Below are 13554 nucleotides of genomic sequence, written 5' to 3'. Positions count from 1 at the left end.
GCACCGCACCCGGCGGTGACCCGTGTAGGAGCGGGTTTACCCGCGAAGGGGCCGGCCCTGCCTACCACCGCATCCGCACCCCAAGGCTGCCAATCAACCCGTTCAGGTCATTGTCATCCACATCACTGCTGTAATCGGCGCTGACGAACAACGCCACCGAAGGCGTCACCCGCGCCACCAGCCCCAAGCCCAACTCCACTGTGGTCGAATAGCGCGAGCTGGAGATCTTGTCGACCTGGTCCAGCTTCACCTCATCGGCATTGCTGAAGTCATACCACACGTTGGTACGCACATAGGGTTCGATGGGCATGCCGCGCACTTCGTAGCGCCCGGACAACTTGGCACCGACCCGGCCGCTCCAGCTCGGCTGGCTGTCGAAGGCTTGCAAGGTCTCTTCCTGCACCTGGTTGCCAGGGAAGAATTGCTGGTTGATCAACTGTGCCTGGGGCTCGATGACCCAGTTGCCCCCCAGGCGGATCGGGTAACCGCCCTCTACCGAGAAGGTCATTGCGTGGCCACTGTCGTCCAGGCGCTGGCCGTTTTCGCCACGGCCCATCACGTCGATCCGCGAGCCCATGGCTACGGCATCCAGGTGCCAACCCTGTTCATGGGTCATGCTCCAGTACACCCCCAGGCTTTCCCCGCTCAAGTTCACCGCTTTGCGCTGCTTGTCGCCCAGCAGAGGGCGCGCGCCTCTGAAGCTGCTTTGCAGGTTGTTGTGCCCCACGAAAATCCCTGCGCGGTGCACATCGCCCGCTGCAGTTTCACGCACGAACAGGTCCGGGCCGATCATCAGTTGCTGGCTGGGCGCCTCCAGCTGTGCCGGGGGCAGCGCGCGGCCGCGCGCACTGGTGGGGAAGAACTGCGCCCACTGACTGGCAATCAGGTCCGGTGCCGGCTGCTGGTGGCGTTCGCTCATCTGCTGCGAAAACGCATTGAGGGTGCCGAGACTCAACCCACTGGCACTGAGCGGGTCGAGCGACAGTTGCGCCGCCACGGGTTGCTGCAGAAAGCCGGGGGAGGTGGGGTCACCCTGCAGTTCGTACGCGATCGTTTCCACCGGGGTTGCCAGAAGCAGCGACGTGGAAACCGCGTAGAAAATGCTGTCGAAGCGCAAGGGGTTCGTGGTGCTTTTCATGGCGGATCTCCTTTGTTTTTGTGGTGCAGCCCGAGAACCTGGCCTGTTGTCACGAGCTGTACGGCAAAAACAGTGGGCGACCCAAACCAGCACGCCAGTTATCGCAAACGCGCACGAAGGCGCGAGCTAGAGGCCCGGCGCAAGTTTTTTACAGCTTGGTACTGTTCAGCTAAGGAGAGGTCACCGCTTGCGTCAAGAAAGCGTGAAGGAAGTGTTCAAGGTACGTCGTAACGCTCAACCTGTTGTTTTATCGGTAAAAACAGCAGGGTATAGCGGGGATCGCTATTTGCCGTGCCGTGGCTATGAAGAATGATTGCTAAAGGCGCACTTCCACTGCCAGCGGCAGATGATCTGACAGGTGCGACCAAGGTTTGTGCCCCAGAATCCGCGGCCCATGGCTTTCGGCATTACGCAGGTAAATGCGGTCCAGTCGCAGCAGTGGCAGGCGGGCAGGATAGGTGCGGGCGAGGTGGCCGTGGTGGCGCTCGAAGGCTTCGTGCAAGTCGCGTTGCAGGCCAAGGGTGCGGTTGCCATGGCTTTTCCAGTCGTTGAAGTCGCCGGCGATGATCACCGGGGCGTTGGCCGGCAGGGCGTCCAGCAGTTTACGCAGCAACTGCAGCTGCTTTTGCCGGTGGCTTTCCAGCAACGACAGGTGCACGCAGACCGCATGCACCTGGCCTTGCCCCGGCACCTCCAGCACACAGTGCAACAGGCCGCGGCGTTCGGGGCCGGTGATCGACACGTCCAGGTTGCGGTGCTCGATGATCGGGTATTTGGACAGCAACGCATTGCCGTGGTGGCCGTCAGGGTAGACCGCGTTGCGGCCATAGGCAAAGTCGCTCCACATGCTGTCGGCGAGGAATTCGTACTGCGAGGTCTGCGGCCAGCCGGGGTAGCGCGCGGCGTGGCGATCGTGGCTGCCGAGCACTTCCTGAAGGAAGACAATGTCGGCCTGTGTACTGCGCACCGCCTCGCGCAGCTCCGGCAAGATAAAGCGCCGGTTGAAGGCGGTGAAGCCCTTGTGGGTATTCACCGTCAGTACCCGCAGGCGTTTCACGGCCGGGGCCTGGCTGACGCTGGCGAAACCATTACTGCCGGCTTCGAGGCTCACGATTCCTCCTGAAGTTAACCCTGCCTCACTGTCGCCGCCAAACCCTGTGGGGGCCGGTACACCGTTCCCACCGGGTTTGGCGTGGCGATCACAACGTAGGACCTGCCTGGGCTATCACCGTTCACTCCTCGTCGTACTGCAACACCATCAGCAGCATCGACCGACCCTTCACCTCGAACGTACTATCAAATTGCAGGTGCTGCCCCTTGCGCAACTCCGGCCGGTCGGTATCGACCAGGCAGCTCCAGTAATCGCCTTCGGGCACGGCCGGTAGCTTGAATGGCACGATGTCATGGTGGGCATTGACGATCAGCAACACGGTGGCCTCGGCACCTGGCCGGGCGATACCGCTGACCTGCGCCCGGCCATCTATCAGCATGCCCAGGCAACGCCCGTGTGGGTCTTCCCATTGCTCAACGCTCATCTCGCTGCCATCGGGTGCCAGCCAGGTCACGTCCTTGACCCCAATTGCCTCATTGTAGTCACCCACCAGAAAGCGCGAGCGGCGCAGCACCGGGTAGGCCAGGCGCAGGCGCGTCAGGCGCTTGACGAAGGCCAGCAGCTCTTGGCCTTCCTCGTCCAGGTCCCAGTTCACCCAGCCGATCTCGCTGTCCTGGCAGTAAGCGTTGTTGTTGCCGTGCTGGGTGCGGCTGAACTCGTCGCCGGCAACGATCATTGGCGTGCCCTGGGCCAGCAGCAAGGTGGCGAAGTAGTTGCGCATCTGGCGCATGCGCAGGGCATTGATCGCCGGGTCGTCGGTCGGCCCTTCGACGCCGCAGTTCCACGACAGGTTGTTGTCGGTGCCGTCCTGGTTGTTTTCGTCGTTGTCTTCGTTGTGCTTGTGGTTGTAGGACACCAGGTCGCGCAGGGTGAAACCGTCGTGGGCGGTGATGAAGTTGACCGAGGAATAGGGCCTGCGCCCGCGGTTGTTGAACATGTCGCCCGAGGCGGTCAAGCGCGCGGCAAAATCGGCCAGCTGGCCTTCGTCGCCTTTCCAGAAGGCGCGTGCGGTATCGCGGAAGCGGTCGTTCCATTCCGCCCAGCCCGGGGCGAAGTTGCCCACCTGGTAGCCGCCGGGGCCGCAATCCCACGGTTCGGCAATCAGCTTGACCTGGCTCAGCATCGGGTCCTGGCGGCAGGCGACCAGGAAGCCATGACGCTCGCTGTAGCCATCGTGGTAACGGCCAAGGATGGTCGCCAGGTCGAAGCGAAAGCCGTCCACGTGCATTTCGCCGGCCCAGTAGCGAAGCGAGTCGGTGACCAACTGCAGCACGCAGGGGTGGCTCAGGTCCAGTGTGTTGCCAGTGCCGGAGTCGTTGATGTAGTAGCGCTTGTCGTCCGGCATCAGGCGGTAGTACGAGGCGTTGTCGATGCCGCGCATCGACAGGGTCGGGCCGCGCTCGTTGCCTTCGGCGGTGTGGTTGTAGACCACGTCCAGGATCACCTCAAGCCCCGCGTCGTGCAGGTGCGCGACCATCTCCTTGAACTCGGCGATCTTGCCGCTGGCCAGGTAGCGCGGGTGCGGGGCGAAAAAGGCGATGCTGTTGTAGCCCCAGTAGTTGTTCAGGCCCTTGTCCAGCAGGTGCTGGTCGTTGACGAAGGCGTGAATCGGCAACAGCTCGATGCTCGACACACCAAGGTCCTTGATGTGTTTGAGCAACTCGTCGTTGGCCAGGCCGGCGAAGGTGCCGCGCAGTTCTTCAGGCACAGCCGGGTGGCGCATGCTGATGCCGCGGGCATGCGCTTCATAGATGATCGTGCGCTCCCATGGGATCTGCACGCGCTGGTCGCGGCCCCAGGTGAACGCCGGGTCGATAACCTTGCATTTGGGGACGAAAGGCGCGCTGTCGCGCTCGTCGAACGACAGGTCACCATCGGGGTGGCCGATGGTGTAGCCGAACAGTGCCTCGGACCATTTCAGGCTGCCGACCAGTTGCTTGGCATACGGGTCGATCAGCAGTTTGTTGGGGTTGAAGCGGTGGCCGTTTTCCGGCTCGTAGGGGCCATACACCCGGTAGCCATAGACCAGGCCGGGGTGAGCGTCCGGGAGGTAGCCATGGTAGATCTCATCGGTGTATTCGGGCAGCTCTATGCGCTCGAGTTCCTGCTCGCCGGTGGAGTCGAACAGGCACAGCTCGACCTTGGTGGCGTTGGCCGAGAAGAGAGCGAAGTTGACCCCAAGGCCATCCCAGGTGGCGCCGAGGGGGAAGGGCATGCCTTCGCGAATGCGCGATGGTGCGACCGAGCGGGTTTTCTTTGGGGTGCGGGGGCTCATGACGATCCTCGAGTGGCCGTGATGGAAGGGGAATTGTGCTGTCCTGCATTGGCCACTTCGCGGGTAAACCCGCTCCTACATGCGCCTGTGATGAACCTGTAGGAGCGGGTTTACCCGCGAAGAGGCCCGGACAGGCTTAACCGGCAGTAGGCTTTTTCACCGCCCGGGGCTTTTTCACCGCAGTGGGTTTAACCCCCGGCAGGGCAGCCGCCTTGGGTTCGGCAGGCGCCTTCGGCTTGGCCGCTGCCTTCTTGCGCGGGGCTGCCTTGGGCGCCAGCGCTTCGGCCTCGGCCAGCTTGCGGGCCATTTCCCAGTGGCGTTCTTCTTCCCCTACGGGCTTACCTTCGGATTCCCAGATCTGGTAGGCAAATTCGCGAATACGCTTTTCATCGACACTCATCATGACGCTCCTGATGCTCAAGATTGTTGTATCAACACGTTGACCGGAAATTCCGCCAGCACGGCGCTCAACGGCAACTCCTTTGAAGAGCTGACCGCCGCACAGGCGAAAAGTCCCGTCGAGTTGGCAGGTGACAAGGCAAACGGCAATACCAGCCGGGTGTCGTCCCAGTTCTGCGCCGGGATCAACGGTGTAGCGGCACCTCCGAGCAGGCTGCTGGCCAGGCGCGGGGCGACGACGATGGCGTGCTCGCCTTCCCCCAGGCGAGCAAAGGCAATGACCTTGTCAGCGTGCCGGCCCTGTACGGTCAGTGGCAGGTAGGCACCGCGGCGGAACAGCTCGGCATGGGCCTGGCGGCAGTCCAGCACGCGGGCGATCAAGGCCTGTTTGACACGGCCGTCGCGCCAGTGCGCCAGCAGCTCGGCGGCCGGCGTGGCATCGTCCAGCGTGCGACGCCTCGAAGCGTAGTCCACGGCGCGGCGGTTGTCCGGGTCGACCAGGCTGAAGTCCCAGTATTCGTTACCCTGGTACAGGTCGGGCACACCGGGTGTGGTCATGCGCAACAGGGCCTGGACCAGGCCATTGAGAGCGCCGGGGCAGGCCAGCAGCTGCGCCGCGTCGGCCAGCGACTTGCGCAGTTGCTGGTTCTCGCTGTCCAGCAGCAGGCCGTCGAGGTAATGAGCGCAGGCGCCTTCGTAGGCCTCGTTCGGCGCGCTCCAGCTACTGCGCAGCTTGGCCTCGCGCAGGGCCTTCTGCTGCCACTGGCGAACACGCTCGGCGTATTGACGCAGGGCATTGTCGTCGTTCAGGTCGAGGTCCAAGGGCCAACTGCTGAGCAGGGTCTGCAGCAGCATCAACTCGTCGCCGGGGCTGGGTGCCAGCCCGTCGTCCAACTGCGCGCGCAGGGGGGCGGCCAGCTCACGCCAATGCTCTACCCGGCTGGCCAGCCACGTGCCGCGCTCGCTGAGTACGGCCAGGCGTGCACGCGTGTCTTCGCCGCGCTTGTGGTCGTGGGTGGCGGTGGTCAGCAGGTTGTCGGGGAAATCGCGCAGGCGCCGCTGGGCCTCGTTGTGGAAATGCATGGGGGGGGCGCTGAAGCGCTCGGCCTCGAAACCCACGTCGTTACGCGACAGCAGCCGCGCGCTGCGGTAGAAGGCGGTGTCTTCCACGGCTTTGGCGGCGCTGGGCGCAGTCAGTTGCTGGAAGCGCACGCAGGCGTGGCGCAGTTGCTTGCGGGCGCGCCCCGGTGGCAGATGCCGCCAGGCTTGCCCGCCCAGCCACCGTTCAAGTTGGTCCAGTAGCGGCCAGTCAGCTTCGGCAAGGTCTTGCCGGGCATTGGTCAGGGCCTGCTGGAAGAACGTTTCGTCCTGCGCCGGGCGCCCGCAGGCATTGAAGTAGGTTCGGTAAACCGGGTAATGCGCCACCAACGCCTGCAAGGCCCGGCGAATCGCGCCCAGGGTCAGGTCACGGGTCATCAGGTCGTTGCGCGCCACCTGCAACAGTGCCTGGGCCACCGACTCGCAGTCACCGGCCAGGCTGGCGTTGAGCACCAGGTGACGGGCCTGGCGCACTTCTTCAGGGAAGTCCGAGCGCTCGCTGACGTTGCTCCACAGTTCGCTCAGCGGCGCTTCGCCGGCCGGATCATGCTGCAGCAGCGACACCTGGTTCATGAACTCGTAGCCGGTGGTGCCGTCGGTAAGCCAGTCGCGGTGCAGGTGCTCGTCGGCACCCAGGATCTTTTCCACGTACAGAGGGAAGTGCTCCAGCCCTGCATTCAGCGGCCGCCGCGCCAGCAGGCTATCAACCCTTCGGCGCAGTTTGCGGCAGTAGCCACGCGGGTCTGCAAGGCCGTCGATATGGTCGATGCGCAGGCCGTCCACCAGGCCGCGTTCGATCAGTTCGAACAGCTTGGCATGGGTGGCTTCGAACACCACGGCGCGCTCCACGCGCAGGCCGCCCAGCTCGTTGATGTCGAAGAAGCGCCGCCAGTTGATGTCGTCGGCAGCGGTACGCCAGCTGGCCAGGCGGTAGGTCTGGCGTTCCAGCAGCAGGTGCAGGCGCTTGAAACCGGCCTCGCTGCGGCTGTCGAAGGCCACCAGGGCCGATTCGAGGTCGGCACCTTCTCGCACCAGGCGGGCCAGTTCGGCTTGGAGCGGCAGGCTATCGGCCAGCGGGGTGGCCGAGTCGCCCAATGCCGTGAAGCGCTCGGCCAGCACCTTGAGTGCAGGTTCCGGGCTGAGCGCGAGAATCCAGCCGTAATCGACCGGGCAGATCGGGAAACGATGCGCGTAATGGGCCACTTGCAGCAGCCCCTGCTGTTTGTCGAACTGCAGTGGTATCTCGCCATTCCTGAGCGCCACGCCGTAGTCGCTGCCGAGGAACGGCAACAGCAGTTGCCCGGCCAGCAGTGGGTCGCTGGAGTGCCACTGGATGTCGAAGAACTCTGCATACGGACTGCGCCGTCCCCAGGCCAGCAGGCTTTGCCACCAGGGGTTGTCGGCACCGCCTACGGCCATGTGGTTGGACACCGTGTCGAGGATCAGCCCCATGCCATGCTGGCGCAGGGCGGCAACCAGGCGCTCCAGCGCGGCCTCGCCGCCCAGCTCCGGGTTGACGCAGGTAGGATCGACCACGTCGTAGCCATGGCGCGAGCCCGCGCGGGCCTTGAGGATGGGCGAGGCATACAGGTGGCTGATGCCCAGCTGGGCGAAATACGGCACCAGCGGTACAGCGTGGTCGAGGGTGAAGTCGCTGTGGAATTGCAGGCGCAGGGTCGCGGTCAGTGGCTTCATCGGTCACGCTCCCACGCCTGTTCGCGGGCCTGGGCCAGCAGCTCCAGGCGCCGTGCGGCATCCTCGTCGTCGAGCAGTTCGCGTACCGGACGGGCAAAGCGCCGCCGCCAGTTGGGATGGCCATTGGTGGTGCCCGGCAGGTTGGGTTGCTCGTCGCAGCCCAGCAGGTCTTCCAGCGGTACCAGCACCAGCGGTGCACGGGTATGGCCAACGAAGCGGATGGCCGCATCGATCAGCGCGTCGTTGTCCTTCAGTTCGCCGTAGTTGGCCTCCAGGATGCGGCGCAGGCCTTCGCGTTCTTTCTGACGCTCGTGTCGCCAGTGCAATTCGGTAGCGGCGTCGATCAGGTGCAAGCGGTGTCTCCAGTCGATGTCGCGGTTTGCCAGCCAGCCGGCCAGTGGCGCCAGGTCGTGGGTGCCGGTTGTGGCCAGGGCATTGTCCGGCCAGTCGAGAATCGGCTTGAACTGGCCCGGCTGGGTCTGCTCGAACGGCAGCACGCGCATGCCCAGCACCGCTTTCTCGGCCAGCTTTTCGCGCAGGCTGTCGGGCACGGTGCCCAGGTCTTCGCCGAGGATGATCGCCTGGTGACGCACCGACTCCAGCGCCAGCAGGCGCAACAGGTCGTCTAGCGGGTAGTCGAGGTAGGCGCCTTCGCTGGGTTTGGCCCCCTGCGGGATCAGCCATAGCCGGCGCAGGCCCATCACATGGTCGATGCGCAGGCCGCCAGCGTGGGCGAGGTTGGCCCGCAGCATCTCGATGAAGGCGCGATAGCCATTGCGCTTGAGGCCGTCGGGCGAGAAGGCGCAAATGCCCCAATCCTGCCCTACGTGGTTGAGGATGTCGGGCGGCGCACCCACGCTCAGGCCGGCCAGCAGTTCGTCCTGGCGGCTCCAGGCCTGGCTGCCGGCACCATCGGCGCCCACCGCCAGGTCGGCGATCAGGCCCACGGCCATGCCGTTGCTGCGGGCCGCTTCGTGGGCACGTTGCAGGCCACGTTCAGTCAGCCACTGGCAGAAGGCGTGGAACTCGACCTTGGCCGGGTAGGCATTGGCTAAAGCCTCCACTTCCGGGTGGTAGGGGTCATGCCAGGCTTTGGGCCAGTTGCGCCAGTCGGCCCCGAGGCCGTGCTCCACTGCCTGGGCCTGCAGAACCTCGAAGCGGCAGTGGTGCTCCAGGGTCTGGCCGCCGGCTTCGCGGAAGCTGTCAAAATCTGTGCGTAGCGGGTGGTCGCCGTGGCTGAAGCCTTGGTAAAGCGCTTCAAGCAAACGCAGCCGGGCGCTGGCGGCGCGTGGCCAGTCGACCAGAGGGCGCTGCTCCAGCTCTTCGAGTTGTTGCTCCAGCCCGCAGGCTTCGATGGCCATGCGCACTTCCCGTTCACCCAGCAGGGCCGCGGGGCTGGTGTACAGGGTGTTGAGCAGCAGGCGACTGGACGGTGAGTAGGGGCTGTAGTGTTCCTGGTCGATGGCCGACAGGGCGTGAATCGGGCTGATAGCCAAGGCATCGGCGCCGCGCTCGGCGGCCGAGCGGGCCAACTGCTCCAGCGCCAGGCAGTCGCCGAAGCCCCCATCGCCGGGGCGGCGCAGGCTGTACAGCTGCACTGCCAGGCCCCAGCAGCGTGGTGGCGGCTGTTGCACCTTGTCTTCCAGGCTGTGGCAGCGTGTTGGCGCCACCGCCACGGTGAAGCGGCGGCTGTCGATTTCCACTTGGTGATAGCCGATGGGCAGCTCGCCGGGCAGGCGCGCCTGGTCATCGAGGCTGAGGGTGACCGAGGTGTGATCTTCCAGGGTGCAGTGGGCCACGCTGGCGGCACTGAAGTAGCGCGACAGCGCCAGCGGCTGGCCTACGTCGGCGGTCAGCAAGGGCGGCAGGTGTTCGCTGTCTTCGGCGGTTTCCACCGCACGCAGGCTGGCGGCAACGGCCGCATCATCGCCGGCCGGGTGGCCAAGGCCTTCGAGGATGTTGCGCAGCACGTCGTCGCTGACACGCTGGGGCCTGGCATTGGCGTCGATCCAGTCGCGGTTCAGCCCGACGCTGGTTGCCAGACGGTGCAGGGCGGTTTCGCTCATGGGCGCTCCTGGGCAGGGGGAAGCAGGCTGACCACACAGCTGTAGGCAGCCAGGTGGGTATCCGGGTGGCGGGTGTCGCTGCTGTCGAACAGCCGTGTGGATGGCGCGGGCAGTTCGACCGCCTGTGGGGTGTCGGCCAGGTTCAGGTCGATGCGCAGAGTGTTGCCGTTGCCCAGCTGCCAGCGCGCGGTCAGCGCTTTGTCAGCGTGCACCTCGGCGCCCAGCGCACGGCTGCCGGGCAAGTGCGGGATGATGTGGCGGCGGCGCAGGTCGAGCAGTTGCTGGTAAAGGCCGTGCCAGCCGGCGATCACCGCCTTGTTCTGCGGGCGTGAAGAGGCGAATGTCTGTTCGGCGTTGGGGTCGGGAATGTGCTCACGCTGCTTGGGGTCGGCGAACGCGGCGAAGTGGGCGAACTCGCCACGACGGCCTTCGCGTACCGCGTCGGCCAGCGCGTCATGGAAGTCGGTAAAAAACAGGAACGGCTGGCAACTGCCGGCTTCGTCGCCCATGAAAAGCAGCGGAACCATGGGGGCCAGCAGCAACAGGCCGGTGGCTGCACGCAGGGCTGGCGCGGGGCATAGGCGGGTCAGGCGCTCACCCAGCGCGCGGTTGCCGATCTGGTCGTGGTTCTGCAGGAACAACACGAAGGCGCTGGGCGGCAAATGCCCGCTGGGTTCGCCGCGTGGTTTGCCGTGCCGGTTGGCCTGGCCCTGGAACACGAAACCTTCGCCAAGGCACCGTGCCAGTTGGTCGATGGGGCGATGCTGGAAGTCGGCATAGTAACCTTCGGTTTCACCGGTCAGCAGCACGTGCAGGGCATTGTGGCCGTCATCGTTCCACTGGGCGTCGTAACCCTGTTCCAGCAGGCCCGCCTGGTTGTGCTCGTTCTCCAGCACCAGCCAAACGTGCCGGCCCGGTTCTACGGCGGCGCGCACCCGTTTGGCCAGCTCGATCAGGAAGTCGGGCTGGTCGATGGCATGCACCGCATCCAGGCGCAGGCCGTCGAAGCGGTAGTCGCACAGCCACATCAGGGCGTTCTGGATAAAGTACTCGCGCACCTGCGGGCGGCGAAAGTCGATGGCCGCGCCCCAAGGTGTCTGCCGGTCCTCGCGGAAGAAAGGGCTGGCGTACTGGTGCAGGTAATTGCCGTCGGGGCCGAAGTGGTTGTACACCACATCGACCAGCACCATCAGCCCGTGGCCGTGGGCCTGGTCGACCAGTGCACACAGCTGCTCGGGGCTGCCGTAGGTATTCTGTGGGGCGTATGGCAGTACGCCGTCGTAGCCCCAGTTGCGTTCGCCGGGAAACTGCCCCAGCGGCATCAGCTCGATCGCGCTGATGCCCAGTTCGGCCAGGCGCGGCAGTTGCCGGGCAACCCCGGCATAACCCCCGAGCAGGCCGACATGCACCTCCTGGATCACGGCCTCATGCCAAGGCCGGCCCTGCCACGGGTGTTGCCAGGCGTAACCGGCCACATCCACTACCTGGCTTGGCCCGTGTACGCCGTCGGGCTGGTAGCGCGAGGCCGGGTCGGCCACCTGCAGCTCACCGTCGATACGGTAGTGGTAACGGTCACCGGCCTGGCATGGCGCAACGCCGCTGTACCAACCCTCATCATCCGGCAGCAGTTCGATGGCCGGCTGCCGCTCCAGTTCCACGCTCACGCTGCGCGCATCCGGCGCCCAGAGGGCGAAGCGCGCCGACGTGGCGTCCAGCAAGTGTGCGCCATGTCTGTGCATCTTCCGACCCCCGCTCAGTAATGGCTCAGTTGTGTCTGCTTGACCAGGTCCTCGTACAGGCGGGCATAGGGTTCAACCGCCTGGCACCAGTTGAACGGCTGGGTCATCGACAGGCAGCGCATGGCGTTCAGCAGGTCCTTCTTGCCGTATACATAGAAGGCGCGGCTGAGTGCCTCGCGGTAGCTCTCGACGGTGGACTCGTTGAACAGGAAGCCCGTCACGCCGCACTCGATGGTGTCGGCCAGGCCACCGGTATTACGTGCTACCGGCAGCGAGCCGAAGCGTTGCGCGTACATCTGGCTGAGGCCGCACGGCTCGTAGCGCGACGGCATCAGCAGGAAATCGCTGCCGGCGAACATGCGCCGGGCATCGGTTTCATTGAAGCCGATACGCACACCGATGCGGCCCGGGTGGCGCAGCGCCAGCTCGCGCATGGCCTGTTCCTCTTCCGGCTCGCCGCGGCCGATGATCGCGATCTGCCCGCCTTGCTCGACGATGTAGTCGGCCACGCCCAGGGTCAGGTCCAGGCCCTTTTGATAGACCAGCCGTGACACCACGGCGAACAGCGGGCCTTCGGAATCGTCCAGGCCGAACAGCTCGCGCACCTCTTGGGTGTTACGCGCTTTGCCCTCCCAGTCATTGATGCTGAAGTTGTGTTGCAGGTGCTTGTCGGTAGCCGAGTCCCAGCTTTCGTCGATGCCGTTGGGGATGCCACCGAGCAGGCCTTGCTGGGCCTTGCTGGCGAGGAAACCGTCCAGGCCGCAGCCGAATTCAGGGGTGGTGATTTCCCGGGCATAGGTGGCGCTGACTGTGGTGATGTGGCTGGAGTAGGCCAGGCCGGCCTTGAGGAACGACAGCTTGCCGTAGAATTCCATGCCTTCTTGCTGCATGGCATGTTCGGGTATTGCCAGCTCCGGGCTGCAGCCGCGGCTGTACACACCTTGGTACGCCAGGTTGTGGATGGTGAACAGCGTGGGCGTATTCAGGCCGCGCCAGTGCATGTAGGCCGGGGCCAGGCCGGCCGGCCAGTCATGCGCGTGCACCACTTCCGGCGTCCAGTGGATCTTGCCTTCGCCCGCAGCGATTTCGGCGGCAGCCAGGCCCAGGCGGGCGAAGCGGATGTGGTTGTCGGGCCAGTCGCGGCCATTGTTGGCACCATAGGGTGTGCCGTCGCGCTGGTACAGTTCGGGGCAGATCAACACATAGATGACCAGGCCGTCGGCCATGTCCATGCGCCCGATCTTGCATGGCGGCAGGGCCGCATGGCCGCCCAGTTCACCCACGATATGTATAGGGTTGTCGCTTTCCATCACCTGGCGGTAGCCGGGGATGAGGACCCGCACATCGTGCAGGTGCGCCAGGGCACGGGGCAGGGCAGCGGACACGTCACCCAGGCCACCGGTTTTCACCAGGTCGGCGATTTCCGAGGTCACGAACAGAATCTTGCGCTTGTTCGGGTTGTGCTGGCGCTGGGCGCCGGGTGCCTTGCCTGTCGTGGCGAAATCCGGGGTGAGCGGCTCGCGGTTATCCGGTTTGAAAGCGTCTACGTGAGGCTCGACAGCGGCACTGATCATACTTCTCTCCGTCCCTATGCTTGGTCGGGTGCTGGCACCCGTGGCGATGTTTCGTGCTGGTTCTCTCTGCTTGCTGAATGCTGCGTAGTGCGTTCCATGCCCCTGTGTCGTGCGCGCACGCACGGCGCGATCGGCGTTCCGGCCGAAAGCGATTGGGCTGTTGGGTTGGTGGCCGTGGCTGGGAAGTCCCTTTGCGTTTGGCCTACTTAGTTCCTGACCTGCCCGCTTTCCGTAAAGTTCGACTTTTTTTCGTCACTCTTCCATTGAGCAAATGGCGGGCCGAAACCTGAGTGTAGGAGAGAAAAAGATAAAAAGGTGACCCACTGGTCACCATTGTGATGCCGCGGAATAGACGCAAACGTTGGCGTATTGAAGCGGAGGTGAACGTAGGGCGCGCGAGAGGGTGAGGGGCGAACGGCATTGCCCCATGCATGACAGTTGCGCACTGTTTTGGTGCGT

At 64.8% G+C, this 13554-nt stretch carries 9 protein-coding genes; 1 reads left to right on the top strand and 8 read right to left on the bottom strand.

Features of this window, described 5'->3' with window-relative positions; all coding sequences use genetic code 11:
• Nucleotides 1-61: 61 nt before the first annotated feature.
• Nucleotides 62-1138 carry an autotransporter domain-containing protein gene (locus ACF8O8_RS02780; RefSeq protein ID WP_392509203.1) on the bottom strand — a complete coding sequence of 359 codons (1077 nt, stop codon included), beginning with the start codon at nucleotides 1136-1138 and terminating at the stop codon, nucleotides 62-64.
• A gap of 187 nt (nucleotides 1139-1325) precedes the next feature.
• Here ACF8O8_RS02780 and ACF8O8_RS02775 point away from each other — a divergent pair, with 187 nt between their 5' ends.
• Nucleotides 1326-1451: a hypothetical protein gene (locus ACF8O8_RS02775; protein WP_257645116.1), complete on the top strand. Its 126-nt coding sequence runs from the start codon at nucleotides 1326-1328 to the stop codon at nucleotides 1449-1451.
• A 3-nt stretch (nucleotides 1452-1454) separates the two neighbouring features.
• Here the strand turns inward: ACF8O8_RS02775 and ACF8O8_RS02770 are convergent, their stop codons facing one another.
• The 7 genes from ACF8O8_RS02770 to glgA all read right to left on the bottom strand — a co-directional run bounded on the left by ACF8O8_RS02770 (nucleotide 1455) and on the right by glgA (nucleotide 13095).
• Nucleotides 1455-2249, bottom strand: a complete 795-nt coding sequence (locus tag ACF8O8_RS02770) for an endonuclease/exonuclease/phosphatase family protein (RefSeq protein WP_003251297.1) — start codon at nucleotides 2247-2249, stop codon at nucleotides 1455-1457.
• A gap of 121 nt (nucleotides 2250-2370) precedes the next feature.
• Entirely contained in the window at nucleotides 2371-4524 is a 2154-nt protein-coding gene (gene glgX, locus ACF8O8_RS02765) for a glycogen debranching protein GlgX (RefSeq protein WP_010954850.1), read from the bottom strand.
• 136 nt (nucleotides 4525-4660) lie between these two features.
• A complete protein-coding gene (locus ACF8O8_RS02760) occupies nucleotides 4661-4927 on the bottom strand; it encodes a DUF2934 domain-containing protein (RefSeq protein WP_049588259.1) in 267 nt (88 codons plus the stop codon).
• A 14-nt stretch (nucleotides 4928-4941) separates the two neighbouring features.
• On the bottom strand, nucleotides 4942-7716 hold the full coding sequence (locus ACF8O8_RS02755; RefSeq protein ID WP_392509202.1) for a malto-oligosyltrehalose synthase: 2775 nt from the start codon (nucleotides 7714-7716) through the stop codon (nucleotides 4942-4944).
• On the bottom strand, nucleotides 7713-9782 hold the full coding sequence (gene malQ, locus ACF8O8_RS02750) for a 4-alpha-glucanotransferase (protein ID WP_392509201.1): 2070 nt from the start codon (nucleotides 9780-9782) through the stop codon (nucleotides 7713-7715). The genes ACF8O8_RS02755 and malQ overlap by 4 nt, the downstream gene beginning before the upstream one ends.
• Nucleotides 9779-11521, bottom strand: a complete 1743-nt coding sequence (treZ, locus tag ACF8O8_RS02745) for a malto-oligosyltrehalose trehalohydrolase (protein WP_392509200.1) — start codon at nucleotides 11519-11521, stop codon at nucleotides 9779-9781. Before treZ ends, malQ begins: the two co-directional genes overlap by 4 nt.
• A 14-nt stretch (nucleotides 11522-11535) precedes the next feature.
• The gene (glgA, locus tag ACF8O8_RS02740) at nucleotides 11536-13095 is read right to left on the bottom strand and encodes a glycogen synthase GlgA (protein ID WP_010954845.1); all 1560 of its coding nucleotides are present in this window, start codon (nucleotides 13093-13095) and stop codon (nucleotides 11536-11538) included.
• Between the last annotated feature and the right edge of the window lie 459 nt (nucleotides 13096-13554).

Source organism: Pseudomonas sp. TYF_14, from assembly GCF_043105275.1.
Lineage (GTDB): Bacteria > Pseudomonadota > Gammaproteobacteria > Pseudomonadales > Pseudomonadaceae > Aquipseudomonas > Aquipseudomonas alloputida.
This window is presented reverse-complemented; position numbering and strand designations above follow the sequence as displayed.